Origin of the sequence: Rhizobium sp. PvP014 (assembly GCF_017876855.1) — a bacterium.
GTDB lineage: Bacteria > Pseudomonadota > Alphaproteobacteria > Rhizobiales > Rhizobiaceae > Neorhizobium > Neorhizobium soli.
Genome location: NZ_JAGIOT010000002.1, coordinates 2243669 through 2269845 on the forward strand (window position 1 = coordinate 2243669; position 26177 = coordinate 2269845).

The 26177-nt window shown below is 62.2% G+C and carries 24 protein-coding genes; 8 read left to right on the forward strand and 16 right to left on the reverse strand.

Features of this window, described 5'->3' with window-relative positions:
- Window positions 1-75: 75 nt before the first annotated feature.
- From treZ to J3A65_RS15520, 5 genes are all read right to left on the reverse strand, one after another.
- Window positions 76-1959 carry a malto-oligosyltrehalose trehalohydrolase gene (gene treZ / locus J3A65_RS15500; protein ID WP_209902098.1) on the reverse strand — a complete coding sequence of 628 codons (1884 nt, stop codon included), beginning with the start codon at window positions 1957-1959 and terminating at the stop codon, window positions 76-78.
- 134 nt (window positions 1960-2093) lie between these two features.
- A complete protein-coding gene (locus J3A65_RS15505; protein WP_209902100.1) occupies window positions 2094-3185 on the reverse strand; it encodes an ABC transporter ATP-binding protein in 1092 nt (363 codons plus the stop codon).
- A 6-nt stretch (window positions 3186-3191) separates the two neighbouring features.
- Window positions 3192-4073 carry a carbohydrate ABC transporter permease gene (locus J3A65_RS15510; RefSeq protein WP_209902102.1) on the reverse strand — a complete coding sequence of 294 codons (882 nt, stop codon included), beginning with the start codon at window positions 4071-4073 and terminating at the stop codon, window positions 3192-3194.
- On the reverse strand, window positions 4070-4972 hold the full coding sequence (locus J3A65_RS15515) for a sugar ABC transporter permease (protein ID WP_062461963.1): 903 nt from the start codon (window positions 4970-4972) through the stop codon (window positions 4070-4072). Before J3A65_RS15515 ends, J3A65_RS15510 begins: the two co-directional genes overlap by 4 nt.
- 217 nt (window positions 4973-5189) lie before the next feature.
- Window positions 5190-6440 (reverse strand): ABC transporter substrate-binding protein, encoded by a 1251-nt coding sequence (locus J3A65_RS15520; RefSeq protein ID WP_174197229.1) that lies wholly within the window; start codon window positions 6438-6440, stop codon window positions 5190-5192.
- 254 nt (window positions 6441-6694) lie between these two features.
- On the opposite strand from J3A65_RS15520, the gene J3A65_RS15525 reads away from it, so the two are divergent.
- Window positions 6695-7783 carry a LacI family transcriptional regulator gene (locus J3A65_RS15525; RefSeq protein ID WP_113111850.1) on the forward strand — a complete coding sequence of 363 codons (1089 nt, stop codon included), beginning with the start codon at window positions 6695-6697 and terminating at the stop codon, window positions 7781-7783.
- A 192-nt stretch (window positions 7784-7975) separates the two neighbouring features.
- Here J3A65_RS15525 and J3A65_RS15530 read toward each other — a convergent pair whose 3' ends face one another.
- From J3A65_RS15530 to J3A65_RS15550, 5 genes are all read right to left on the reverse strand, one after another.
- Entirely contained in the window at window positions 7976-9481 is a 1506-nt protein-coding gene (locus J3A65_RS15530; protein ID WP_062461487.1) for a tripartite tricarboxylate transporter permease, read from the reverse strand.
- A 12-nt stretch (window positions 9482-9493) separates the two neighbouring features.
- Window positions 9494-9955 (reverse strand): tripartite tricarboxylate transporter TctB family protein, encoded by a 462-nt coding sequence (locus tag J3A65_RS15535; RefSeq protein WP_062461489.1) that lies wholly within the window; start codon window positions 9953-9955, stop codon window positions 9494-9496.
- A gap of 273 nt (window positions 9956-10228) precedes the next feature.
- Window positions 10229-11212, reverse strand: a complete 984-nt coding sequence (locus J3A65_RS15540) for a tripartite tricarboxylate transporter substrate-binding protein (RefSeq protein ID WP_062461492.1) — start codon at window positions 11210-11212, stop codon at window positions 10229-10231.
- Window positions 11213-11449: 237 nt separating this feature from the next.
- Entirely contained in the window at window positions 11450-12829 is a 1380-nt protein-coding gene (locus tag J3A65_RS15545; RefSeq protein WP_062581936.1) for a sigma-54 dependent transcriptional regulator, read from the reverse strand.
- A complete protein-coding gene (locus tag J3A65_RS15550; protein WP_209903553.1) occupies window positions 12826-14628 on the reverse strand; it encodes a sensor histidine kinase in 1803 nt (600 codons plus the stop codon). The genes J3A65_RS15545 and J3A65_RS15550 overlap by 4 nt, the downstream gene beginning before the upstream one ends.
- 166 nt (window positions 14629-14794) lie before the next feature.
- On the opposite strand from J3A65_RS15550, the gene J3A65_RS15555 reads away from it, so the two are divergent.
- The 3 genes from J3A65_RS15555 (at window position 14795) to J3A65_RS15565 (ending at window position 17095) form a co-directional block, all read left to right on the forward strand.
- Window positions 14795-15271 carry a DUF4126 family protein gene (locus J3A65_RS15555; RefSeq protein ID WP_209902104.1) on the forward strand — a complete coding sequence of 159 codons (477 nt, stop codon included), beginning with the start codon at window positions 14795-14797 and terminating at the stop codon, window positions 15269-15271.
- A gap of 13 nt (window positions 15272-15284) precedes the next feature.
- Window positions 15285-16664 (forward strand): FAD-containing oxidoreductase, encoded by a 1380-nt coding sequence (locus J3A65_RS15560; RefSeq protein WP_209903555.1) that lies wholly within the window; start codon window positions 15285-15287, stop codon window positions 16662-16664.
- Window positions 16665-16873: 209 nt separating this feature from the next.
- Window positions 16874-17095: a hypothetical protein gene (locus J3A65_RS15565; protein ID WP_062461504.1), complete on the forward strand. Its 222-nt coding sequence runs from the start codon at window positions 16874-16876 to the stop codon at window positions 17093-17095.
- 14 nt (window positions 17096-17109) lie between these two features.
- Here the strand turns inward: J3A65_RS15565 and J3A65_RS15570 are convergent, their stop codons facing one another.
- Entirely contained in the window at window positions 17110-17616 is a 507-nt protein-coding gene (locus tag J3A65_RS15570; protein ID WP_062461507.1) for a ferritin-like domain-containing protein, read from the reverse strand.
- Window positions 17617-17769: 153 nt separating this feature from the next.
- Here J3A65_RS15570 and J3A65_RS15575 point away from each other — a divergent pair, with 153 nt between their 5' ends.
- Complete coding sequence (locus J3A65_RS15575) at window positions 17770-19308, forward strand: phospholipase D-like domain-containing protein (RefSeq protein ID WP_348635219.1); 1539 nt, start codon at window positions 17770-17772, stop codon at window positions 19306-19308.
- Here J3A65_RS15575 and J3A65_RS15580 read toward each other — a convergent pair.
- Window positions 19279-20229 (reverse strand): YbhN family protein, encoded by a 951-nt coding sequence (locus J3A65_RS15580; RefSeq protein ID WP_209902109.1) that lies wholly within the window; start codon window positions 20227-20229, stop codon window positions 19279-19281. The two genes, J3A65_RS15575 and J3A65_RS15580, sit on opposite strands and share 30 nt — an antisense overlap.
- Window positions 20230-20290: 61 nt before the next feature.
- On the opposite strand from J3A65_RS15580, the gene J3A65_RS15585 reads away from it, so the two are divergent.
- The gene (locus J3A65_RS15585; protein WP_209902111.1) at window positions 20291-21064 is read left to right on the forward strand and encodes an endonuclease/exonuclease/phosphatase family protein; all 774 of its coding nucleotides are present in this window, start codon (window positions 20291-20293) and stop codon (window positions 21062-21064) included.
- On the opposite strand, the gene J3A65_RS15590 is transcribed toward J3A65_RS15585, so the two are convergent.
- Both J3A65_RS15590 and J3A65_RS15595 read right to left on the reverse strand, forming a co-directional pair.
- Window positions 21061-21966, reverse strand: coding sequence for a phosphoribosyltransferase family protein (locus tag J3A65_RS15590; RefSeq protein ID WP_348635220.1), 906 nt, complete (start codon window positions 21964-21966; stop codon window positions 21061-21063). The two genes, J3A65_RS15585 and J3A65_RS15590, sit on opposite strands and share 4 nt — an antisense overlap.
- Window positions 21967-22027: 61 nt before the next feature.
- Window positions 22028-22582, reverse strand: a complete 555-nt coding sequence (locus J3A65_RS15595; RefSeq protein WP_092659526.1) for an XRE family transcriptional regulator — start codon at window positions 22580-22582, stop codon at window positions 22028-22030.
- Window positions 22583-22677: 95 nt separating this feature from the next.
- On the opposite strand from J3A65_RS15595, the gene J3A65_RS15600 reads away from it, so the two are divergent.
- Together J3A65_RS15600 and J3A65_RS15605 are read left to right on the forward strand one after the other, a co-directional pair.
- Window positions 22678-24042: an LLM class flavin-dependent oxidoreductase gene (locus tag J3A65_RS15600; protein WP_209902113.1), complete on the forward strand. Its 1365-nt coding sequence runs from the start codon at window positions 22678-22680 to the stop codon at window positions 24040-24042.
- A gap of 88 nt (window positions 24043-24130) precedes the next feature.
- A complete protein-coding gene (locus tag J3A65_RS15605; RefSeq protein WP_113111846.1) occupies window positions 24131-25333 on the forward strand; it encodes a pyridoxal phosphate-dependent aminotransferase in 1203 nt (400 codons plus the stop codon).
- Window positions 25334-25365: 32 nt separating this feature from the next.
- On the opposite strand, the gene J3A65_RS15610 is transcribed toward J3A65_RS15605, so the two are convergent.
- Together J3A65_RS15610 and J3A65_RS15615 are read right to left on the reverse strand one after the other, a co-directional pair.
- Window positions 25366-25671 (reverse strand): hypothetical protein, encoded by a 306-nt coding sequence (locus J3A65_RS15610; RefSeq protein WP_174197051.1) that lies wholly within the window; start codon window positions 25669-25671, stop codon window positions 25366-25368.
- Window positions 25672-25750: 79 nt separating this feature from the next.
- Window positions 25751-26128, reverse strand: a complete 378-nt coding sequence (locus J3A65_RS15615) for a helix-turn-helix domain-containing protein (RefSeq protein ID WP_062581919.1) — start codon at window positions 26126-26128, stop codon at window positions 25751-25753.
- Window positions 26129-26177 lie beyond the last annotated feature (49 nt).

Genomic DNA, 26177 nt, shown 5'->3' on the forward strand with positions numbered 1-26177 from the left:
GTTCTAGCGGCTTTTGGAACACTGGCCAAGGACTTGGTGATGCGGCCGTCACCTTTCCGTCGAATATTCGAATATTCAGTGCCGCGAGATCGCCGCAAGCAGCGACGTTGCCGGCATGACCAGCGGCCCAGTTCCATCGGCAACGACGGTTTCCGGCACCCGGTGGATCACAAACCCGGAAATGCCAGGTGCTTCGACCTCAGACGCGCTCAGATTGGCACGCAGTTGCACGAGACGATCCGACAGCTGCCAGTCGATTGCGATTGTCTCCGGCGCCGAGGCAAGAACGCGACCGACGCTGTGAGGCATGCCGGAAAGCCCTGGAACCACGTGCTCGCGCCGCTTTCCGATCAGATCCCGGATCTTCCCGTAGGCGGCAGAGCCCTCCGCCGTGTCGCGATGCTCCCAGCGCAGTTTCGATTTCTCGAACGCTTCCGGCGCATTCGGATTGTCCAACTGCCAAGGTTCTGTGACGCCTTCCGGCAGGCCGCTGAATTTTTCCGCCTCGATCAACCGGTTGGCCCAGGTGGTCATGGCGATGTCGCCCTCGTAATCGGCAAAGAACGCGAACGGCTGCACTTCCCCATATTCCTCGCCCATGAACATCATCGGCACCTGCGGCGACAGAAGCAGCATTGAAGTCATGACGTCGAGAAGCCCCGGCTCCGACAGGGAGATCAATCGTTCGCCATGGGCGCGATTGCCCACATGATCATGGTTCTGCAGGAAGTGGATATACGAAGTGAGCGGCGAAGATCCGCCCGCGTCCGCGTCTGACCTCGCGTCTTGCTCGTCATCGTCCTGCGACGGCATGCCGCCATGCGCGAGGCAAGCGGCGAGCTTGGCGACCGGCTGCGCGGCAAAAGGTCCGGCATGGCCCACGGCCTCGCCTGTCGCGATCACATGTGCGGCGTGGTAGGCGTCGTTGTTCCATCCGGCCACAAACGCATCCGGCGTACCGCCACGTTCCGGGTTGCGCAGGATGGCGCGATGGTCCTCCATCACGAGATGGCGCCGCCGACCCGTCGTTTCGGAATGAACGCGCTCTGCAAGTTCGACGAGAATGTGCTTCTCTGACGTTTCATCCAGGATTTCGTCCACCGCATCGATGCGAAGGCCATCGAGATTGAACTCTTCCAGCCAGTAGAGCGCGTTTTCGATGAAGAAAGCACGCACGGCTGGTTGGGCAAAGTTGATCGACGGACCCCACGGCGTGATAAACTGCGGATCGAAGAAAGACGGGATGTTCGAGACGATCAGGTTTCCAGCCGGGCCGAAGTGGTTGTAGACGACATCCAGCATGACCGACAGGCCGACCCGGTGGGCGGCATCGACGAAAGCCTTCATGTCATCAGGCGAACCGTAGGCGTGGTGCGGGGCATAGGGGAGCGCGCTGTCATAGCCCCAGCCGCGATCGCCCGGAAATTCGCTGACCGGCATCAGCTGAATGACAGTGAAGCCGAGATCGGCAAGGTCGGCGAGACGAGACGCTGCGGCGCGAAACGTGCCCTCGGACGTGAAGGTGCCGATATGCATCTCGTAAATCACAGCCTCTTCCCAGGCATGCCCCTTCCAGGCCGGCATGTTCCAGCGGTAGAAGGCCGGATCGACGATCATCGAGTGGCCATCGACGCCACCGTCCTGCGCTCGCGATGCGGGATCAGCGAAGGCCTTACCGTCGGGCATGACGAACTGGTAGGGCGTGCCGGGCTCGACGCCTTCGACGGTCAGCGTGAACCAGCCCTGCCCGGCCGGCAGCATTTCGCGGTTGCGGCCAGCGATACGAAGGCGCAGGCGCTCGATGTCCGGCGCCCAGAGGCGGAACAGAACGCTGTTTTCGCCGACATGTTCGGCGCCCCAGGATTTGGGGAAGGATCGGCGCACGGGCGCGCCGGACGAGACGTGGCCGGACGCGGTCCGGCGCGAATCGTAGGGCGTGAAATCGCGGGTCAGCGACATGGCATCTCTCCCTTGTTTCAGTCACAAGGGAAACACGGGGCGGACAGGAATAGTTCCCTATTGCCCCGTAACGACCGGATTCGGGATAGGAAAATTGTCTTTTGTCAAGTCAATTTTCTGGCCCGATCATGGACTTAGCCGATGCGGTTGCCGCTTTCCGGATCAAACACGACGGCCTTGTCGAGATTGAAGGCGAAGCGGAATGTCTGGCCAAGCGTGACCGGTATTTCGGCGCGAGCGCGTCCCGTGAAATTGACCCCGTCCATCCGACCGGTCACGAACGTGTCGGAGCCCGTCGGCTCGACCATAGTTACCTGCGCATCAACGAATGCAATCGCATGCGCCGTCGGATCGGCAAGGCCGGAATCGGTGATCGCTTCGGGGCGCAGGCCGAGAATGACATCCTTGCCCGCGGGCAAAGCAGACGTCACTGTTGGCGGCACGGCAACCGTCGTCGAACCGCCGAACAGGGCGACGCCGCCGGAGACGACCTTGCCCTTCAGCATGTTCATTGCCGGCGAGCCCATGAAATCGGCGACAAACAGATTGGCCGGCAGATTGTAGATTTCGGCAGGCGTTCCGACCTGCTGTACGATGCCTTCCTTGAGGACGACGATCTTGGTCGCAAGCGTCATCGCCTCGATCTGGTCGTGGGTGACGTAGACGATCGTGGCGTTGGTGTTCTGGTGCAGCGCCTTGATTTCCGCCCGCACCTCGACGCGCAGCTTCGCATCAAGGTTGGAAAGCGGTTCGTCGAACAGGAACACGCGCGGCTTGCGAACCAGCGCCCGGCCCATGGCGACGCGCTGCCGCTGGCCGCCGGAAAGCTGGCTCGGGCGGCGCTTCAGAAGATGCTCGATCTGCAGGGTCTTTGCCACGCTTGCGACGGCCGTTTCCCGCTCCGCCTTGTCGATGCCGCGCATCTCCAGCGCAAACGCGATGTTCTCCTCCACAGTCATGTTCGGATAGAGCGCGTAGGACTGGAACACCATGGCGATGTCGCGCTTGGACGGATGCAGGTCCGTCACCACCTCGCCATCGATGACGATGTCACCCGATGTCGGCGGCAGCAGGCCGGCAATGGCGTTGAGCAGCGTGGACTTGCCGCAGCCGGACGGGCCGACCAGCACCAGAAAGCCGCCCTTTTCCAGATCGATGTCGATGCCCTTGAGGATCTCGACATTGCCGATCTTCTTGCGGATATTCTTGATCTCGAGAAAGCTCATGTTGGATCAACCCTTGACTGCGCCGGCCATCAGGCCACGCACGAAATAACGTCCGGCGACGACGTAGACGAGCAGCGTCGGCAATGCCGCAAACACGGCGGCGGCCATGTCGACATTGTATTCCTTGACGCCGGTGGAAGACGAAACGAGGTTGTTGAGCGCCACCGTCATCGGCGATGCCTCGCCCGACGAGAACGAGACGCCGAACAGGAAGTCGTTCCAGATATTGGTGAACTGGTAGATGACCGTGACGACGATGATCGGGCCGGAGCTTGGCAGAAGAATGCGCCAGAAGATCTTGAAGAAGCCGGCGCCATCCATCATCGCAGCCTTGACCAGCTCGTCCGGAAACGCCTCGTAATAGTTGCGGAAAAACAGCGTGGTGAAGCCGAGGCCGTAGACCACATGGACGAACACGAGGCCGGCGGTGGAATTCGACATACCCATCGCACCCAGCAGACGCGCCATCGGGATCAGCACCGCCTGGAACGGGATGAAGCAGGCAAACAGCATCATGCCGAACACCAGCTTGTGGCCGGGAAAGCGCCACTTGGTGAGAACATAGCCATTGAGCGCGCCGAGCAGCGTCGAGATGGCCACAGCCGGAACCACCATCTTCAGCGAGTTCCAGAAATAGCCCTTGATGCCGACGCAGGAGACGCCGATGCAGGCCTCGCCCCAGGCCTTGACCCAGGCGGCGATGGAGGGATCGGACGGCAGCGCCAGCATGTCGCCGCCGCGGATCTCGTCGAGCGACTTCAGCGACGTGGTCAGCATCACATAGAGCGGCAGCAGATAGACGGCGGCAAGGATGATCAGTGCGCCATAGATGAAATAGCGGACGGTGCGGACCGACCCGGCGCTGACATTTTCAGGGATCGCGCTCAATGGTTCTTCTCCCGAAGCTCGGAATAGAGATAGGGGACGATGATCGCGGTAATGCCCATCAGCATCATCACGGCGCTGGCCGAGCCCACATTCATCTGGTTGCGGGTAAACGTGTAGGAATACATGAAGGTGGACGGCAGTTCGGTGGCATTGCCCGGCCCGCCGCCCGTGAGCGCGATGACGAGGTCATAGGACTTGATCGCCATATGCGCGAGCACGATGAAGGCCGACAGGAAGACCGGACGCAGCATGGGAATGATGATGCGGCGATAGATCGACACGGTTGACGCGCCATCGATCTGGGCGGCCTTGACGATCTCGCCGTCGATACCGCGAAGACCCGCCAGAAACATCGCCATGATAAAGCCCGAGGCCTGCCAGACGCCGGCGATGACGACGGTGTAGATCGCCATCTTGGGGTTCACCAGCCAGTCGAACTTGAAGCTTTCCCAGCCGAGATTGTGCATTGTGTTCTCAAGCCCGAGGCCCGGGTTGAGGAACCACTTCCAGGCCGTGCCTGTCACGACGAAGGACAGCGCCATCGGATAGAGAAAGATCGGCCGAAGGACGCCTTCGGCGCGGATGCGCTGATCCATCAGGATCGCGATGAAAAGCCCGATCGCGGTGCAGAGCACGATATAGAGCACGCCGAATATGGCGAGGTTCTGCATCGCCACATACCAGTTGGGCTGCGACCAGAGCCGGTAATAGGCATCGAACCCGCCCCACTTGTAGATCGGCATCATCTTCGACGTGGTGAACGACAGATAGACTGTCCACAGAATGAAGCCGTAGACGAACACCAGAATGATGGCAAAGGACGGCGCCAGAACGAGCTTCGGCAAGCCATTGCGCAAGCCATCGGCCATGGACCGCCGCGGCCTGGTCGGCGTCACCATCGGAGCCGGTTCGATTGTCGTCATGGGGGATCTCCGGATGCGAATAGAGACGTTTGAAGGTGCGCCAACAAAAAAGCCCCCTCTGGCCTGCCGGCCATCTCCCCCACAAGGGGGGAGAAAACCTGTGGGCACCCACCGACCAAATCGGGCCCAGACAGTGCGGCTGGGTTAAGTCCCTCCCCCTTGTGGGGAGGGGTTTGGGGCGGGGTTTTTTTGACTACTTCGCGGCAGCAACCGCTTCCGGCAGGCGCTTCAGCGCGGCATCCGTTGTCAGCTGGCCATTCAGATGCTGGGTGATGACGTCAAGCATGGCTTCCTTGACAGCGGCCGGCTGCGCATAACCATGAGCAAGCGAGCCCATCAGCGTGCCCTTGGACGAGGCTTCCGCCAGATCCTTCATGCCCTTCTTGGCGCAATCGTCGAACTTTTCGTCCGAGACGTCGGTCCGGGCAGGCACGGAACCCTTGACCGTGTTGAAGGCGATCTGGAACGCGGGATCTTCGACGGCGGATGCCATCTTCATCTGTGCGTCCTTCTGCTCTTCACCCACGTCGAACATCATGAACTGGTCGGCGTTGAACAGGACGGAGCCCTGCGTGCCGGGGAAGCGCATGCAGACGAAATCGGTGCCGGGGGTCTTCTTGGCGCGCAGCCATTCGCCCTTCGACCAGTCGCCCATTTCCTGAGCGCCGGCCTTGCCTTCGATGACGAGCGCGGTGGAGAGGTTCCATTCGCGGCCGGAGAAGTTCGGGTCGAAATAGGTGCGAAGCTTCGACATATCGTCGAACACCTTCTTCATCGTATCACCCGACAGCGCCGTCGGATCGGCGTCAAGCACGGCCTTCTTGTAGAAGTCAGGACCGCCGACGGAGAGAACCACGGCTTCCCAGAGCGTGCCGTCCTGCCACGGAACGCCGCCATGGGCGAGCGCGGTGATGCCCTGCGCCTTGAAGGCGTCGAGCATGGTGAACAGCTCGTCCATATTCGTCGGCTGCTTGCCGCCGGCCTTGTCGAAGGCAGCCTTGTTCAGCCACAGCCAGTTGGTGGAGTGGATGTTGACGGGGGCAGCAACCCAGTGGCCATCATACTTGGAAAACGCCTGCAGCGCTTCCGGAATGACCTTGTCCCAGCCTTCCTTGGCGGCGAGATCGTCAAGATTGGCGGCAACGCCCATCTCGGACCAGTCGCGCAGGTCGAAACCGAGCAGCTGGACGGCGGTCGGCGGATCGCCGGCGGTCACACGGGCGCGCAGCGCCGTCATCGCGGCAGAACCGGCACCACCGGCAACCGGCATGTCTTTCCAGCCGATACCCTGCTTGGCCAGGTTTTCCTTGAGCACGTTGAGCGCCGCGGCTTCGCCGCCGGACGTCCACCAGTGCAGAACTTCAACCTGTTCGGCTGCCTTTGCGGCGCCAGCGGTCAGCGCAATCATAGCCGCACCGGCGGCCAGTTTGCCGATCAAACGAATAGTCATTGAAATATCTCCCTCAAAGCCGGGCTCCTCTCCGGACATCGATTTATAACGATATAACTGATGTAAGTGTCAACCCCGTAGGGGACAGAATTTCGGTGATGCTAAATATCCGGCATCAACCTGTTATAAAACGATAAAAGCGATCTTTCCCGTTTGCGACGGTGAAGAGTTGATTTGCACTTGCCGAATTTGCGGCGTTTTGCAACGATACAAACGGGGCGCCTGGAGGGGTGCTGGAGGAGACAGGAATGCCGCTTGACGACCGGGATGACCGGGGTGAGGACATCGACCCGGATACGCTGCAGCAGGGACGCCCGGCGCGGCCGCACGCGAACCGCTTGCCCCGCGATACAGCCCAGAAGAAACCGACGCTGAAGACCGTCGCCGAACTGACCGAGCTTGCGGTCACGACCGTGTCGAGGGCGCTCTCCGACGATCCCCAGATTGCGCTCGAAACCCGCATCCGCGTGCGCCAAGCGGCCGAAGATGTCGGCTATCTGCCGGATCGCGCGGCGCAGCGGTTGCGCACCGGACGCACCAACGTGATCAGCCTCGTCCTTGATCCGCACGAGGAAATCCTCGGCTACGGCACATCGATGATCCGCGGCATGAGTGCGGCACTGCGCGGCACCAGGTACCACTTGGTGATCACGCCGCATTTTTCAGACACGCCGCAGATCGATCCGGTCAAGCATATCGTCCGCAACCGGATGGCCGACGGCATCCTGTTCAGCCGCACCGAAGCCGCCGACGAGCGGGTGAAATTCCTGATGGAACAGGGTTTTCCCTTCGTGTGCCACGGCCGCACCGAGCTTGCGACGCCGCATCCTTACGTGGATTACGACAATTACGCCTTTAGCTATCGTGCCGCGAAAAGCCTGATCAATGCTGGCTGTCGGCGGCTGTTCATCATCCTGCCGCCCGCCCAGTTCACCTTCGCCCATCACATGCGCCACGGCTTCATGACGGCGGTGCGCGAGGAAGGCGTCGCCTTCGAGATTTCCGACCGTGTCTCGCTCGACAGCAAGTCCGACGCGATCCGCGACCATGTGGCGGAACGACTGGCGGCCGACGACGCGCCCGACGGCTTCATCTGCGGCGGCGAGGTCTCCGCCATGGCCGTGATGTCGGCAGCCTACGACACCGGCCGCATCATCGGCCAAGATGTGCGCCTGGTCGCCAAACAGACGTCCGGCCTGTTCGACCAGGTCCGCCCCCGCATCGAAACGATCTACGAGGACCTCGCGGAGGCGGGTCGTCTTATGGCCGCGCTGCTTCTGAAGCAGATGGGTGGAGAGGTGCCGGTCGAGGAACTGCAGGCGCTGCAGACGGTGTGATGCTGGGAGCCGCGGCGGCCCAGACCACCCCTCATTTTTGTGATTGTCACAGGAGGCCAGCCGCCACGCGTCCGCGTGGCGAAAGGAGTCTTTACACCCCAGGGACCTGGGCTGTCGGGATCCCTGTGGCAAGCACAGGAATGATGAGGAAAGGGAGCCGTCCCCCTCTCCTCCTCCAAAAGTTGCTACCCCTCAATCCTCCTCAACGAACACCTCTTCGCGCTTCTTCCGGACGCTGGGCAGGAAGACGACGATGAGCACAAGTGCGGCAAGCGCGAGCAGGCCGGCGCTGATGGGGCGGGTGATGAAGGTGGTGGCGTCGCCGCGCGAGAGGATCATTGCGCGACGCAGGTTTTCTTCCAGGAGCGGGCCAAGAACGAAACCGAGCAGAAGCGGTGCCGGCTCGCAGCGCAGCTTCAAAAGCACGTACCCGAGCAGACCGAAGAAGGCGACGGCATAGAGATCGAAGACGTTGGAATTGACGCTGTAGACCCCGATGGCGCAGAACGCCATGATGATCGGGAAGAGCACGTAATAGGGGATCGTCAGAAGCTTTACCCACAACCCGATCAGCGGCAGGTTGAGGATCACAAGCATCAGGTTGCCGATCCACATGGACGCGATGATGCCCCAGAACAGCGCCGGCTGTTCGACGGCAACGTTCGGACCTGGAACGATGCCCTGGATGATCATCGCGCCGACCATCAGCGCCATGACCGGGTTGGCCGGAATGCCGAGCGTCAGGAGCGGGATGAACGAGGTCTGTGCACCCGCATTGTTGGCCGATTCCGGCCCGGCAACGCCGGCGACCGCGCCGTGGCCGAATTCTTCCGGATGTTTCGATACCTTCTTCTCGACCGTATAGGACGCAAATGCCGCAAGGATCGCGCCGCCGCCCGGCAGGATGCCGAGGATGGAGCCGATCGCCGTGCCGCGCAGAACGGGGCCGACCATCGCCTTGAAGTCTTCGCGCGACGGCATCAGGTTGGATACCTTCGCCATCAGCACGGTGCGGGTCTTTTCGCTTTCGAGATTGCGCAGGATTTCAGCGATACCGAAGACGCCGACCGCGACCGCGACGAAGTTCAGACCGTCGGCATATTCCCGTATTCCGAGCGTGAAGCGCGGCGTGCCGGTGTAGATATCGGTGCCGACGAGGCCAAGCAGCAGGCCAAGGCAGACCATGGCAAGCGCCTTGATGATCGACCCGTGAGCAAGCGCGATCGACGAGACGAGACCGACGACCATCAGCGAGAAATATTCCGCCGCACCGAACTGCAGGGCGATCGAGGTCAGCGGCGGCGCGAAGATCGCCACAAGAAAGGTGGAAACCGTGCCGGCAAAGAACGATCCGATGGCAGCGATGGCCAGCGCCGGTCCCGCCTTGCCCTTGCGCGCCATCTGGTAACCGTCGATGGCGGTGACCGCCGACGAAGATTCGCCGGGCATATTGATGAGGATGGCCGTGGTGGAGCCGCCATACTGCGCGCCGTAGTAGATGCCGGCGAGCATGATCAGCGACGACACGGGTTCGAGCTGGAAGGTGATCGGCAACAGCATGGCGATCGTCGCCGTTGCGCCGATGCCGGGCAGGACGCCGATCAGCGTGCCAAGCAGCACCCCGATGAGGCAGAAGAACAGGTTCTCGATCGACGTGGCGGTGGAGAAACCGAGGGCGAGATTGTTGAATAATTCCATGAACCGAGCCCCTTACATGCCCAGCCACGGCCCGAACCGCCGGAACGGCAGACCAAGACCATAGCTGAAGACGAGAACCGAAAAGACCGTGAGCAGAGCCGCCAGGATGACGGCCATCAACGGCTTCATCTTGTGCGAGGCGAATGCCGCGATCAGCGCCGTAAAGAAGATCGCCGGCACGAAGCCTAAACCGCGCACGGTGAGACCAAAGAAGATCGGTGCCGGCAGGATGAAGGCCATCCCGCGCCAGGCAAGCGCACCCACCGGTTCGCCGTGAACGCGAATGGCCTGGAAGACGATCACGCCGCCCAAGAGCACGAGAACGCAGGCGAGGATGAACGGAAAATAGCCCGGCCCCATGCGAAGCGCCGTGCCGAGTTCCAGTTCGATCGATTGATAGGCAAAGAACAGGCCGGTCAGCATGAGCGCCAGCCCGCAGACCAGATTGGTCCTGTCGATATTGAGTGAATTCATGATGGCTCCGAAATATTGGAAGAGCTCTGTGGATCTGCGCCGCGGGTCGGCATGGTCGCTAGCAGGAGTGTCGCTTGCAGGAGTGTCGCTTGTCGGTGGGGTCCTTGCAGACGTTCGCGCCGATCAGCGGTCGATCTGAGCGATCAGCTTGCCGGCAATTTCTCCCCCGCGGGGGAGAAGGACGAAAGGTTGCGGGCTCCAAGGCCGATCGAGCAGAACCCCTCACCCTGCCCAGAGAGGGGCCAGGGTGAGGGGCAGTGCCGTGACGTGAGATCAGTCGGCGTACTGGCCGGCTGCCTCGATGACCGGCTTCCAGCGGGCGATTTCGCTTTCCAGCTTGGTCTTCAGCGCCTCAGGCGTGGCGTCGGCTTCCGGCGACGGCTTGGTGCCGAGTTCGCCGAAACGGGCAACGACGTTCGGGTCTTTGAGTGCCACCTTGAGTGCCGCCGACAGCTTGTCGTTGGCTTCCTTCGGCGTGCCCTTCGGCGTGTAGATGCCGTGCCAGATGCCCACTTCCATCTGCGGATAACCGGCTTCCTTGACGGTCGGCAGGTCCTTGAGGATGTCGAGGCGGTCAGCGGAGGTGACGGCGTAGGCCTTTACCGTGCCGCCCTGGATCTGCTTTGTCGTATTGGTGGTCTGGTCGCACATGATATCGACCTGTCCGCCGAGGAGATCGGTCATGGCCGGGCCGGTGCCCTTGTAGGGAACGGTCACGAGCGGTGTTTCGATCGAGCTCATGAACAGCATGCCGCAGAGATGCGACGCAGCGCCGATGCCGGCATTGGCAACCGTCACCTTGTCCTTGTTGGCCTTGGCGTATTCGATCAGGCCCTTGAAATCGGTGGCTTCCATGTCCTTGCGGGCGAGAAGCGTCATCGGCACTTCCGTGACGAGGCCGACATATTCGAACGCGTTCAGCGTGTCATAGGCGAGCTTGCGATAGAGCGTGGCGCTGGTCGCCATGCCGATATGGTGCAGGAGGACGGTATAACCGTCTGCTTCCGCATTGGCGACGCGGCCGGCACCGAGCGAGCCACCGGCACCGCCGACATTCTCGACGACGATCTGCTGGCCGAGATCGCGCGACATGGATTCGGCCACAAGACGCGCAACCGTATCGGTCGGGCCACCGGCCGCAAACGGTACGATCATCGTGATCTGGCGTTCCGGATAGCTCTGCGCATTGGCAGAAGCCGAAAACAGCGACATGGCGGCAAGAGCCGTTGCGCCGATCATGGCGTTGACGATTTTCATGGATTGTCCTCCCGAGCGTGAAAATCAGCATGCAAACTGAGTGCTGGCGACAGTCCTCCCTCGCCAGCGTGGTGCCATTTGCAGTGGTGATTTCGCTGGCCGCAATCGGGCGGGAGGCAGCACCGCTAAGTTTATCGCTGGCGTGCAATGCAGCATGGGTGGATTAGGGAACAATCGCGCCAAAGCCTGGGTGGAAATCCACCCAGCACGGGGTTTCGCAGGTGTTTCGTCACCCGTTCAATCGTCCTGCAGCATCTGGTCGGCCGAGATAAGGCGCTTGTCGAGCCCGTGTTTCTGCATCTTTTCGTAGAGCGTCTTGCGCGAGATGCCGAGCGATTCGTAGACGGGACGCAGCGCGCCGCCATGGGCCGCAATTTCGCCGGCGATCAGATTGCGCTCGAATGCCGCCACCTTGTCGGCTAGCCGTCCGGCCGGATCACGAAGCCTGCCGTTGGAATCCGTCGACGGAAGATCGAGACCCAGCACCAGCCGATCGGCGGCGTTGCGCAATTCGCGGACGTTGCCGGGCCAGGCCTGGTCGCCGATCGTCGCGATCACATCGACGGGAACGTCGAGATCGTCACGGCCATAGCGGGCGGAAGCTTCGCGGACCAGCTGCAGAAACAGGAGCGCGATATCGGCCCGACGCTCCCGAAGTGACGGCACATGGATGGTTGCGACGTTGAGACGGTAGAGGAGATCGGCCCGGAACCGGCCGGCTGCGACCTCCGCCTCCAGATCCACCTTGCTGGTGGCGATAAAGCGGACGTCGAGGGCCACGGTTTCGTTCGAGCCAAGCCTTGTGATGACGCGCTCCTGAAGGACGCGCAGGAATTTCGCCTGCAGGTCGAAGGGCATCGAGCCGATCTCGTCGAGCAGGATCGTGCCGCCGCGGCCATGTTCGAACTTGCCGTATCGCGGCCTGATCGCGCCCGGAAAGGCGCCCGCCTCGTGGCCGAACAGTTCGCTTTCGATCAGCGTTTCCGGAAGTGCTGCGCAGTTGATGGCGATAAACGGCCGGTTGGCGCGCGGGCTGACATCGTGCAGCGCCCGCGCCACCACTTCCTTGCCGGCACCGGTCTCGCCGATGATCAGCGTATCGGCATCGGTGGCGCCGATCGCGCGGATCCGGTAGCGCAGGTCGACCATCACCTGGGTGCGGCCAGGCATGCGGGTTTCCAGATCGTCGCGCTTGCCGGCCACCGCCTTCAGCCGGCGGTTTTCCATGACCAGCGCGCGGCGATCGAGCGCCCTGCGGATGACGCCGGCCAGATGCTGCGGCGTGAACGGCTTTTCCAGAAAATCATAGGCGCCCTCGCGCATCGCCTTCACCGCCAGCTGCACATCGCCGTGGCCGGTGACGAGAATGATCGGGATCTCCGCATCGAGCTCACGCACCCGCTGCAACAGCGTCATGCCGTCTGTTCCGGGCATGCGGATATCGCTGACGATAACGCCCTCGAAGCCGAAACCGGCAAGCTCGAGAACATGATCGGCATTGGAAAAGGTCTGCACCGAGAGCCCGAACAGTTCCAGCGCCTGAGCGGTGGACCGGCGCAGCTCCTCTTCGTCGTCAACCAGCAAAACCCTTTGCGCCGCATCCCTTGCTTCGCTCACTCGGCAGCCTCCATCAGGTTTTCATCGGCAATGTCGAGCTCGATGGTGAACACGGCACCCCCATCGGGATCATCGGTGACGGAAAGGCTACCACCGAAATCCTTGACGATGTTGTAGGAGATCGACAGGCCGAGGCCGAGCCCCTTGCCGATGCCCTTGGTGGTAAAGAAGGGATCAAAGATGCGCTCGCGGATCGACGCCGGCACACCCGGCCCGCCATCGCGCACCTGCACCGTGACGGTATCGTGGGTTCTCGACGCCGAAACGGCGATGCGGCGGTCGGCAAGTCCCTCGACGGCATCGGCCGCATTGCCGATCACGTTGACCAGAACCTGCTGCAGACGGATGGAGCCGGCCCTCACCTTCGGCAGGTTTGCGGGGATATCGACGACGAGATCCGCATCGGCCGCCTTCAGACGCGCCGCGACGATTTCCAGTGTGTCGTCCATCACCTCCTGCAGCGAGACGGCACCGAGCTTCTCGTTCGGCTTGCGGGCGAAGTTGCGCAAATGCTTGCTGATCGAGGCCATGCGATCGATCAGCGCCGATATGCGTCTAACGTTGTCGCGGGCCTCTTCCGTGCGGTCGAGGTCCATCAGCACGCCGGCCGTCTCCGCATAGGTTTTCGCGGCCGCAAGTGGCTGGTTGAGCTCGTGCGACAGTGCTGCCGACATCTGGCCGAGACCGGCAAGCTTGCCTGCCTGAATGAGATCCGCCTGGGTCTGGCGCAGCCGCTGTTCGGTCGCCCGGCGCTCGGCCACTTCCTCCTCGATCTGGGCGTTGACGCGGGCAAGATCGGCGGTGCGCTCGGCGACCCTGTGTTCGAGCGCATTCTGCGCTTCCGCTTGGAGATGCATGCGCTCGGCAAGCCGCGCCCGGCGCTGCAGGATGACCGCAAGCCCGAGGACGGCGAGACACAAAGATAGAAGCAGGGCAGCGACGGTCGTCTTTGCCTGGGCATGCACGGACCCGGTATCCATCAGCACGCTGACGGTCCAGCCGGCGTCGGGCATCGGTTGCGACACGACGAGATATTCCCGGTCGCCACCGTTGTCGGCAATCGTCATCACCTCGTGACCGGCGAATTCGCCGCGCCGAACCGGCAGCTCGCGCAGTTTCGCATCCGCATAGCGCCGCGAGGTCTGGGTGCGGGCGATGCGCCCCGGCGACAGCGGCAGGGTCGTGGCATAGAGCCATTCCGGCCGGCTGGTCATGAAGATGATGCCCTCGGGGTCGGCAACGAAGATGCGGTCTTCGGTTCCCTGGTCGGTCCCCTTCCCCCAGCTGTCCTCGACCAGATCGATATCGACCTTGAAGACGATGACGCCGCGGATCACCCCGGCGATCTCGATCGGCGACGAGAAGTAGTAGCCGCGTTTGAGCGACGTGGTGCCGAGCGCATAAAAGCGCGACTGGCGGCCCTTCGCGGCTTCCTGGAAGTAGGGACGGTAGGAAAAATTCTCGCCGACGAAACTGACGTCGCTGTCGTAGTTGCTGGCTGCAATGGTCTGCCCGTCCATCGTCATCAGATAGATGTCGGAGGATTTGAGGAGCGCGTTGGTGTCTTTCAAATAGGCGTTGGTGGCGGCCTGCAGGGTTGTGTTGGACGGATCGAGCACGAAAGCCTCGACATTCTGCTGGTCGGCGATCAGGGCCGGCAGCGCCTCGTAGCGCTTCAGGTGCCCGTCGAGACCGGAAACGGCAAGCCTCAGCGTGGTGTTGGCCTGCGCCTTCGCCTCCTCCATGTAGCCGCTCGCGATCATGCCAGCGCCCTGGACATAGATGCCCAGACCGATCATGACCGCCACGCCCGCCGCTGCAAGAATTGCGTATCTCACCAGATGCCGGGCTCCTCCTCCCAACTCGCTTGGTCGTCACCTTAAAATCCGGCACTGGCGAATTCCACTAAAACTTGCGAAGACTTGATTTCACCGGCATCCGTCGGCGGCGGCAAAGGGAATCATCATGAGTTACATGCTTGCACTCGTCATCGGCGCGGTGGCCGGACTTCGCGCCATGACGGCACCCGCGATCGTCAGCTGGGCGGCCGGTCTCGGCTGGCTCGATCTATCAGGCACCTGGCTCGCCTTCATGGGCTCCAAATGGGCCGTGCTGATCCTCACGCTGATTGCCATCGTCGAATTCATTACCGACCAGCTGCCATCGACGCCAAGCCGGAAGGTGCCGCAGCAATTCGGTGCACGTATCTTGACCGGCGCGCTCTCGGGTGCTGCGATCGGAATGCCCTACGGCTACTGGCTGGCCGGCATGGTATCCGGCATCATTGGCGCCGTGATCGGCACGCTGGGTGGCGCCGCAGTGCGGGCAAAGCTTGCCGCCCATTTCGGCAGGGATGCACCGGCCGCTTTCATCGAGGATGGCGTGGCCGTCGTCGCAGCCCTGATTGTCATCCTGCTTTTGCCGGGAACGCCGGCCGCCTAACGGAGATCTGAGCATCATGCAGACATTCGACGCGATCATCATCGGCGCCGGCCAGGCCGGGCCATCGCTTGCCGGACGCTTCAACGACGCGGGCAAGACCGTCGCCATCGTCGAGCGCAAGCATGTGGGCGGCACCTGCGTCAACACCGGCTGCAAGCCGACCAAGACGCTGGTGGCCAGCGCCTATGCGGCGCATCTCGCGCGCCGCAGCGCCGATTACGGCATCGGCATCGGCGGCGAGGTGACGATCGACATGCCGGCTGTCATGCGGCGGGCGCTGAAAGTGACGATGGACAGCCGCGGCAGCAATGAAAGCTGGCTGGAGAAGATGCCCCATTGCACGCTGATCCGCGGCCATGCCCGCTTTGAGAGCGCTAACACGATCCGCGTCGGCGACGAGTTGCTGACGGCGCCGCAGATCTTTCTCAATGTCGGCGCGCGCGCCACCATTCCCGATTTCGAGGGCGTCAACGACATCCCCTACATGACCAACAGCGACATCGTCGGGCTGGACCGGGTGCCGGACCATCTGGTGATCATCGGCGGCAGCTATATCGGGCTGGAATATGCTCAGATGTATCGCCGCTTCGGCGCGAAGGTAACCGTCGTGGAGCGCGGCGAGCGTATCGTCAGCCGCGAGGATGCGGAGATCTCGCAATCGATCCACGAGATGCTGGAGGCCGAGGGGATCGTTATCAGAACCGGCGCCGACTGCATCCGCTTCAGGAAGACCGACGACGGTATCGCAGTCGGTCTCAGTTGCGACGAAGGCGAGCCTGAAGTCATCGGCTCCGACGTGCTGCTGGCGGTCGGACGCCGTCCCAACACCGACGATCTCGGGCTCGACAAGGCAGGCGTAACGCTCGATGAGCGCGGCTACATTGAGGTGGGCGACGATCTGTCGACCAATGTCGAGGGCATCTGGGCGATGGGCGACTGCAACGGCCGCGGCGCGTTTACCCACACCGCCTACAATGATTTCGAGATCGTTGCGGCCAATCTGTTCGATGGCGAAAGCCGCAAGGTCTCCGACCGTCTGCTCGGGTATGCGCTCTATACCGACCCGCCGCTCGGCCGTGTCGGCATGACCGAACACCAGGCGGTGAAGGCTGGCCACAAGGTTCTCGTCGGCACGCGGCCGATGAGCCAGGTGGGACGCGCCGTGGAAAAGGGCGAGACGATCGGCCTGATGAAGATCGTGGCCGATGCGCAGACGAAAAAGATCCTGGGCGCCGCCCTTCTCGGCACCGGCGGCGACGAGGCGATCCACGGCGTGCTGGACATGATGAATGCCGGCGCGACTTATGATGCCCTGCGCTGGGCCGTGCCTATCCACCCCACCGTTTCGGAACTGTGGCCGACCGTGGTCCAGTCGATGAAGCCGGCAGGCTGACGAAACCATCCGGAATGACGGGCGTTCACGCGCTGCGGCGCGCTCGCTGACAATCCCGTCATTACAGGAATTTAACCTTCTCCCTCCCTTTGCAACGAGGGGGAGTTTGCTTAGACTTGACCCATCGTCGGCACAATCGAAGGCCGCCGGCGACGGGAAGACATCAGAGCGATCTCCCCCAACATCCATTCCACGACGGGAGGCCACAGATGAATACACCTGCATTCAATGCGGCGATGGAACCGCGGGAACTGGATTTCCTGCAGCACGTCTTCGATGCCGCCTGCGCCGAACGCGGCTTGTCTGGCGAAAGCACGGCGGCAAAGAACCTCGCGGCCGAGATCATCGATCTCTACCAGCACGGCGCCTGCGACGAAGGCGCCCTGCAGCATCGGCTGGACTTGTCAGGTCTTCTGAAAAGTCAGGACTGAAGCAGAGGCGTCTACTACCGCTTCGCCTGGAGATCCCGCTCGTCGCGCATCAGGAATATCCGCGTGATGCTGTCGATATTGTCGTTCAGCCATTCCGCCATGTCTTCTTCCTCGGACAGGATGTGTTCGAAGACTGCGACGGCTTCCGGTTCGTCCAGTTCGTCAGCGGCAGCAATCAGCACCTTGTAGGTAGCGATTTCCGTGTGCTCGAATGCGAAGGCAGTCGTCATCGTCTTGATGACCTCGTCGCTGACCAGCAATCCGCCGACACCTTGGGCCGTCGCGGCAAGCTTGGCGGTCATGTCCTTGAAGGTCGGCGTCGTCACGGCGAACTTCTCCAGCATCTCGGTCAGCGCCGCGACGTGGCCGCGGGTTTCCTCGAGATGCTCCAGAACGCGGTCCTTGAGATCCGGGTAGCTTTCGATCCGGCGTGCCTGCGCTGTCAGAAGCGTGACTGCCTGTTCCTCCATTGCATGGGCATTGCGTAGCCAAGTAATGAAATTGTCCCGCGCATGCGTCATGTTCACGTCCTCCTCGTTACGTCTTCCCCCGGGTCGATTTGGTACGCAACGACTGTAAACCCGTCAACGTCCGCGATGTTCCAGCGTCCCTGGAACATCCTGCAGCTTAGCGCGTTAATGGGCCACGCAATTGACGGGGGTCAAAAGGTGGACGTGTCTAATTTTTCTTCAAAAACTTCGCCGAGCCAGACAGGCTCTTCCGCACTTTCGTCCTGGCGCCGGTCGGAGCCATCCGGCCGTGCGATCATTCGACCCGGCCGCAACGTCTGGCGCAGCGCCGAGGCCGAGCGCGTCGGCTTCCTGATCGATGGCGAGGAATACTACCAGCGCCTGGACGACGTGTTGAAACAGGCCGAACGGTCCGTGATGATCCTCGGCTGGGACTTCAACCCTGGTATCAAGCTGCGTCCGCGCGACCCTGATTGCCCGACGCTTGGTGCCACGCTGCGCCGCATGGTCGAGGAAAAGCCGGAACTGGAAATCCGCATTCTCGTCTGGGGCATGGGTCCGGTCTATTCCGGCAAGAGCCTGAAGATGTTCGGCAAGATGGACTGGAACGACCATCCGCGCATCGAATTGCGCTTCGATTTCGAGCATCCGCTGCGTGCCAGCCATCACCAGAAAATCGTCGTGGTCGACGATAGGACCGCCTTTGTCGGCGGCATCGATCTGACCGCGCGCCGCTGGGACGACCGTGGGCATGCCTGCATCAACCCGGCTCGGACCTCCCCCGACGGCACGATCTATGGTCCCGTTCACGACATGCAGACGATCGTCACCGGCGATATCGCCCGGCTGATCGGCGACGTGACGCGCCGGCGCTGGAAAAAGGTGACGAAGATCGAGCTCGAACCGGTCACGGTTGCGGGCGAAGCCGCCTGGCCGCAGGATCTCGAACCCAATCTCACCAATTGCCGCAGCGGACTTGCGCTGACCGAACCCTGGAAATGGAAGGGTCGCCGCGGTCATCGCGAGGCGATCAAGCTTACCCATGATGCGCTGAAGGCAGCCGAGCGGCACCTCTATATCGAGACGCAGTATCTCGCCTCCTTCGGCGTGGCGCGCACACTTGCCCGCAAGCTCAAGGCGGCGCAGGGCCCGGAAATCGTCATCATCGTGACGCGCGAATCCCACGGCTTCCTCGAAAAGCTGATGATGGGCAACAACCGCACCCGCCTTATTCGCCGCCTGAAGCGCGCCGATCGCTACGGCCGGCTGCGGATCTACTACGCCACGACGCCGGATGCCGATGGCAACGATCGCGAGATCATCGTCCATTCCAAGCTGATCGTCGTCGACGACCGCTTCGTGCGGGTTGGCTCGTCCAACCTCAACAACCGGTCGGAAGGGCTCGATACGGAATGCGATATCGCGCTCGAGACCGTCGAGGCCGCGTCGCAAAAGGCAATCCTTGATCTGCGCGACGATCTTCTGGCCGAGCATCTCTGCGCCAACAAGGAAGATGTCTCGCGCATCATTCAGCAAACCGGATCGATGCTGGCGGCGATCGACATCCTGAACGTCAACCCACGTTGCCTGCGGCCTTTCGAGGTGGATACGCTGAAGGGCGAGATCACCTCGCTGTTCGGCACCGGTATTGTCGATCCGAAACAGCCGTTCTGGCCGATCCCGGAGATCAAGTCCGGGATCAGGAAGCTGTTTTCACGCCTTTCCTTCCGCCGCGCGGCCTGAATAGGCACTTCCCTGACGCCGGTAATAGGCCTCGCTTGCGATCAGCACCGGTACGCCGATCGCGAGCGGCACGAAGAAGTAGAGGACGCGGAAGGCGATCAGTGCCCCGATCGCCGATGTGCCCGGCAACAGGTTCAGCATGACCGCTTCCAGCACGCCGAGACCGCCCGGCACGTGGCTGACCAGCGCGCCGAGATTGGCGGTCACGTAGGCGCTGGCGACCTGCAGGAATCCGACATCGGTAAACGCAAGCAGCAGCTGGCGGATCGCGGAGGCGACACAGAGGAAATTCAGTGTGCCGACGATGATCTGGCCGATCGCGAGCGACAGATCCGGCGGCGTGAAACGCCAGGAGCGGACGGGCAACGGCCGGCGCACGAAAGCGCAAAGCAGTAAATAGGCAGCCGGCACGGCCAGACAGGCGACGCCGATGGCGGCCCTGTCTCTCCTGCCAAGGCCGAAGAAGTCGTCCGATCCATTGACATCGAGCAGCATGGCAATGCCGCCCAGTGTGGCAAGCCCCAAGCCAACAGTCGCGCCGCAAAACACGATGACCTTGGCGATGTCCTGAGGCTGAAGGCCCCAGCGGGAGTAGAACCGGTAACGGACCGCGCCGCTGCTGAGCGCTGCCATGCCGACATTGTGGCCGATCGACAGGCTTGTGAAGGATGCGAGTGCCGTCTTATAGTAGGCAAGCGGCTTGCCCGCATAGCGCACGCCAAGCGCATCGAACATGCCAAGGCAGGCATAGGAGAGAATGACGAAGCCGAACGCGGCCACCAACCGAATGCCGGCGATGGACAGCACGGACTCCTCGATTTCGTCCCATGTGTAGCGTTGCAGGCTGCGGTAGACGAGGAGTGCGGCAAGGCAGACCGCGGCAACCACAAGACATTTGATGAGGGGCCGCCAGATCTTCATTCCATCTCCATTCATGCTGTGCAGGGTGGAACGAAATGACTGTCCAAGGTGTTCCCGCGCTATGATCGATGCGCTTCCCAAACCGCCCTCCAACACCTCGCCTCAAACTTCCTCCCGGCGCCGCCTGAAAATCCTGAGCTACAACGTGCATAGCTGCATCGGCACCGATCGACGGCTCGATCCCGCGCGGATCGCCGACGTCATCTCGGAGTTGAAGCCTGATATCATCGGCCTGCAGGAACTGGATGTCGGCCGCTCGCGCACCGGTGGCGTCGATCAGGTCGATATCATCGCCCGCGAGGTGGAGATGGACTACCATTTTCACGCGGCGCTGCATGTGGCCGAGGAACGTTACGGCGACGCCATTCTGACATCCCTGCCGCTGAAAGTGATCAAGGCCGACATGCTTTCCTCGATCGGGGAGCAGCGCGGCGCAGTCTGGGTGGAAATCGACGTCGGTGGCAAACCGCTGCAGGTCTTCAACACCCATCTCGGACTCCGCGGTAAAGACCGGATGGCGCAGATGACGGAGCTGACGGGCCCGGACTGGCTCGGCGGCCTCGAGAAGGAAAACCCGGCGCGCATTCTGATCGGCGACTTCAACTCGACACCGCTCACGAGGACCTACCGGCATGCGGCCAAGCGCCTGACCGATGTGCAGACGGCGCTTGTCAAACCTTGGCGGGCAACGTTTCCGTCCCGCTTTCCGCTGCTTCGGCTCGACCACATCTTTGTTTCCGACAGCATCAAGGTGATCGATGCCGAAGTGGTCTCGACACCGCTGACGCGGCGGGCATCCGACCACCTGCCGTTGTTGGCGACGATTGAAATCTAGTTGAGCAACCGCTCCGACCGTCTGGCTTCCTTGAGCAGCCGGACGACGTCCTGATCGGTGGTTTCCGGGAAATCCTCGTAGTGGTCACCCACATCGCCGAATGATGGCGGGATCGACAGGCAGACCACGTCTTCAACCTTGTCCCTGATTGCATCGAGCGTGTCCTGCGAGGCGACCGGTACGGCAAGGGTAATGATCGCGACACCCAGCTGCCTGAGCGCGTGGATGCTGACCTCCATCGACCCGGCATCGGAAAGCCCCTCATCGATCAGAATGACGTGACGGCCGGCAAGATCGTGCTCGTCGGCGTGATCCTCGCCGAAATACATCCGGTGATGGCGGTCGACCTCGGCGATCTGATGCTGCCGCTCCGTGTTAAGATAGCCAGGAGGCAGGGGAAAGCGCCGCACGCTTGCCTCGTCGATATGGACGATTGGTTCTTTGGCGTCGACAACGGCGCCGATGTTAAATTCCGGGTGGCCGGGGGCAGCGATCCTGCGCAGGATCAAGAGATCGAGATGCAGTCCAAGCCGCTGCGCCACTTCGAACGCCACCGGCACGCCGCCGCGCGGCACGGCGACCACCACGGGATCGCCGGCGACAGAGGACAAGGATTGTGAGATTTGCAGTGCCTCGGCCAGCTGCCGGCCGGCATCACTGCGATCGGCAAACTCGGGCGTTGCCGTTTCCGCTTTGCGGGCCTGCACCCGTTTCCAGAAATGACCCAATCCCAGCATCGCATCCTCCTCCCAGGCTTCGATCCGTTCTTGCGGTGTAACCGACAGGATATCGGATCGTTCCGGGCAAGAAAAGGATTTCACACTTTCTGCGGGAACAAACCGCCAGGGGTTCGTGTTCACGGACTTGTAGGTCGCATCCATCAGCGCGACCGGCAAAGTCACAATCTCCCCAACTGGCGCTTCCCTCGGGAAGCGCCTTTTTCACGTCTGCCGTTCTGCTCCGTTACCTTCGGGAAAGCGCCACAACGTAACGCGCCGGGACCTTACCGGGATTGAAGAAGACGCAGTCGGCGGGCGGCCCCAGCATGAGACAATCGCCCTCCTTCAAAGAATGCAGCACCGTGCCTTCGATGAAATCGAGCGCGCCCGCGAGAAGCCAGATCTGCTGATGCTGGAAGGCGAAGGCGGAGGCCGGATAGGGAACGCGCACGGCAGGCGGCAGCAGAACCTCGATCAGTTCGAGCGGCGCATTGGGCGGCGACAGGGCCCGGCGGGTATAGCCGGTCTCGGGATCGGTCCAGACCGGCTGGCCGGACTGGACGCGCAGCCGCTCCTCCCCGCCTTCCGCCAGTGCCAGAAGCACCGACAGCGGCAGGCCGAAGGCGCCGGACAGCCGGCCGAGCACGGCGGCCGATGGACTGGCCTCGCCACGCTCGATCTTGCTGATCATCGCCTTCGACACGCCGGAGCGTTCGGCGAGGTCCGCAAGCGACCATTTGCGTGTCTCGCGTTCCGTTCTGAGACGCGATGCAATGGCATCTCCAACATCTGCTTCCATGGCTTTATCCGCTTGCCTCCGAACGATCGTCTTCTATAGTGGACGATAGGAACTTATAAGAGACGCACCAGATCTGCAACGCGGGGGAATGCTCTTTGCGCGAAATCCGATTCAACGCCTTCGACATGAACTGTGTCAGCCATATCCAGCACGGATTGTGGACGCATCCGCGCGACCAGTCCAACCGTTACACCGAGCTTGCCTACTGGACGGATTACGCCAAACGGCTGGAGGCCGGCCTGTTCGACGGGATTTTCCTGGCCGACGTGGTGGGCGTCTACGACGTCTACGGCGAAAGCCCGGATGCGGCCTTGAGGGGCGCCGTGCAGGTGCCGGTCAATGATCCGATGCTGCTGGTGCCGGCGATGGCCGCCGTGACCAAGCACCTATCCTTCGGGGTCACCGCGAACCTCACCTACGAGCAACCCTTCCTGTTTGCGCGGCGCATGTCGACGCTCGATCACCTGACCGGTGGTCGCATCGGCTGGAATATCGTGACGGGCTATCTCGACAGCGCGGCCAAGGCGATCGGCCTCGATGCGCAGATGGCGCATGACGACCGCTACGATCTCGCCGACGAATATATGGACGTGATTTACAAGCTGCTGGAAGGCAGCTGGGACGACGATGCCGTCGTGTTCGATCGCGCCGCCGGAGTCTATGCCGATCCGGCCAAGGTTCGAAAGATCAGCCACGAAGGCCGGCAGTACCGGCTGGACGCGATGCATCTTTCCGCCCCCTCCCCGCAGAGAACGCCGGTTCTCTATCAGGCCGGCTCTTCCACCCGCGGCCGCGCCTTTGCCGCCACCCATGCAGAATGCGTCTTCGTCAACGGCCAGAAGATGGAGGGTGTGCGCGACCTCGTCGACGACATCCGCGCCCGGGCGATCAGCGGCGGCCGCATGACGGAAGACCTGAAGGTTTTCGTCGGCGCGACGATCATCACCGGCCGTACGGAAAAGGAAGCGCGGGAAAAATTCGAGGATTATCGAAGCCACGCCAGTTCAGAGGCGGCACTTGTGCACGCCAGCGCATCGCTCGGTATCGATTTTGCGCGCTACGATCTCGACGAACCGATCCAGACCGGCAAAAGCGATGCCATCGTCTCCAATGTCGAGGCGATGACCCGCAGCGCGGGACCGCAATGGACGAAGCGCAAGCTGCTCGACCAGATGATTCTCGGCAGCCGCCAGATGCCGATGGTGGGCTCTGCCGAGCAGATCGCCGACCGTCTCCAGGAGTGGATGGAGAAAGCCGATGTCGACGGCTTCAACCTGTCGCGCACCGTGGTGCCGGAATGTTTCGACGACGTGATCGAGCTGGTGATCCCCATTCTGCAGGAACGCGGCGTCTACAAAACCGGCTATCGCGAGGGCACGCTGCGCGAAAAACTGTTCGGTGCACCGAGATTGCCGGCCCGGCATGTGGGCGGTCGTTACCGGACGGGAAACAAGGATTGAGTCCGATCACCCATGCCGCGCCATTTGCTCCGGCGCGGCGTATTTGCTAGAGGCGGCCCATCCTAATCCTCGAACATGAGGCCTATTCATGCGCTATGCCACGATCACCGACCGTCTCGCCCATCTCGGTTCAGGCCGCTGGGCGCTGCATCTGACCGCAAGGCGCATGAAGGCCGAGGGGGAGGACGTGGTCGAGCTGACGATCGGCGAGCCTGACGTCGTGCCCGACAAGGCGCTGCTGGATGAAGCCGCGCGCGCCATGTATGCCGGCCGCACCCGCTATTCCAACGGAAGAGGCGAGCCGGATACGCTGAAGGCGCTTGTTGCGAAATATTCGAAACGCCGCAGCAGCGTGACGGAAAAGAACTTCCTCTGCTTTCCAGGCACCCAGAGCGCGCTTTACTGCGTCATGACCGGTCTGGTTGGCGCTGGCGATGGCGTGCTGGTCGGCGATCCGCTCTACGCGACCTATGAAGGCGTGATTGCCTCCACCGGCGCCCATATGATCCCCGTGCCGCTGCGGCCGGAGAAGAAATTCCACATGCAGCCGGACGATCTGGAACGGGCGGTGACGCCTGAAGCACGCGTGCTGCTTCTGAACACGCCGCACAACCCGACCGGTGCGGTTCTGACAGCCTCCGAAATCGCAAGGATCGGCGAGATCTGCCGCAAGCACGATCTCTGGATCATCTGCGACGAGGTTTATGAACAGCTGATCTTCGACGGCACCAGCTTTGCCTCACCCTTTGACATGGCGGAACTGGCGGAGCGCACGATCGTGGTCTCGTCCATCTCCAAGTCGCATGCGGCACCCGGTTTCCGATCCGGCTGGGCAGCCGGTCCGGAGGAATTTTGCGAACGTCTGCTGCCGGTGTCTGAAATCATGCTGTTCGGCGTGCAGCCTTTCATTGCCGACATGACCGCCATGGCGCTGTCTGAAAACTTCCCGACAGCCGACGTGATGCGCGCCAATTATCACAGGCGCGCCGCGATCGTCGAAACTGTGCTGAAGGGCAACAATCTGGTCAAGCCGATGATGCCGGAAGGTGGGATGTTCATCCTGCTCGACGTGACGGCAACAGGCCTCGGTGGCGAGGAATTTGCCTGGGAACTGCTGCGCGAGGAAAAGGTGGCAGTCATGCCCGGCACGTCCTTCGGCGATCAGGCGGCAGGCTTTCTGCGCATATCGCTGACGGTGCCTGATGATGTGCTGGAGGGAGCGATCCGCCGCATCGGCGAACTCGCCGGCCGGATCGCGGCGCGCGAAGAAGCGCCGCCGCATATCCAGTAGTCTCTCACCCGCGGCGACCGCGGGTGGAAGTCTCAGCCGCCGATGTCGCCGGCGTCGGCCTCATGATCGCTCGGGACGCCGGAGCCTTCGGCTCCAGCCGCCTTGCGGGCGCGATTGAGTTCGACGGTTGCCTCATCCGTCTTGCGCACTGACCCATCCTCGCCGGTACCAAAGCTCTTCTCGACCTTGTGGTCAGCCTGTACATCCTCAGCCGCATCGGCGGCCGGGTGGATGCTATCCCTTGACTGTTCGGAAACCTTGGGCTGGCTGCTGCCGAACCGGGTCGCTTCCTTGGAAGCCGTATCGGCTGCGGGGTCGACGTCTTTGTGGTCTGACATAGCAAGTCTCCCTTGTTCCCAAGGAGAACACGGGCCGGCCACCATCGTTCCATCCGAACTGGGAGGCCCAATCCCTGATCTAGGCTCCCTCGCCCTTCTTCGCTTTGAGCGCGTCCAGCGCATCGGCATTGTCTCGACCCCAACCGTAGAGCAGATCGATCAGCTCGACGAAACGCTTGCCGAGCGGCGTCAGCGTATAATCGACTGCCGGGGGCACCGTGCCATAGACGCGCCTGATGACAAGACCCGAGGCTTCCATGTCGCGCAGGGTCTGGGTCAGCATCTTCTTCGAAATGCCGGGCAGGCTGCGCAGCAGAACGCCGGTCCGCGCACAGCCCTCCAGCCGCGTATCGAGCACATGCAGGATCATGCTCGTCCATTTCGAGGAGAAAAGGTCGAGGACGCGGCGCGGTGCGCAGTCTTCGCGCCATTCGTTGTCTGGTGAGCCTGGCTGCATGATCTGTTTCCCATCTGGTTACGTCAGGGTGCCTATGTCCCATTCGGGT